The following is a 441-nucleotide window of genomic DNA, read 5'->3' as shown; positions in this document are numbered from 1 at the left end:
GTGAATCTGCCGGTCAAAACAAACAATAAACACATATCAACCCAATATTCAGGACACTCCCATGAAAAAAACTTCCTTCATCAGCGCATTGAGCATCGGCGTATTGAGCATCAGCATGGCATTTGCCTCTCCTGCCGACGCAGTCAACCAAGTCCGTGAAAACTCCGTTCAAGTGCTGAAAATCCTCAACAGCGGCGATGCCAACACTGCACGCCAAAAAGCTGAAGCCTACGCCATCCCTTACTTCGACTTCCAACGCATGACAGCTTTGGCCGTCGGCAACCCATGGCGTACTGCAACTGACGCACAAAAACAAGCGTTGACTAAAGAGTTCCAAACCCTGCTGATCCGCACCTACTCCGGCACCATGCTGAAATTCAAAAACGCCAAGGTCAACATCAAAGACAACCCGGTCGTAAACAAAGGCGGTAAAGAAATCGT

At 49.0% G+C, this 441-nt stretch carries 1 protein-coding gene; it reads left to right on the top strand.

The genetic code is table 11. The annotated features are described in order from the left end of the window. Positions 1 to 61 precede the first annotated feature (61 nt). Positions 62 to 441 (top strand): MlaC/ttg2D family ABC transporter substrate-binding protein (locus tag ACTHSP_RS21985; RefSeq protein ID WP_440347007.1); only part of this gene is annotated, 380 nt, incomplete at its 3' end.

The organism is Neisseria sp. P0001.S005 (genome assembly GCF_051963715.1).
Note: the sequence above shows the minus strand (reverse complement) of the source record. Positions and strands in the feature narration are given on the sequence as shown.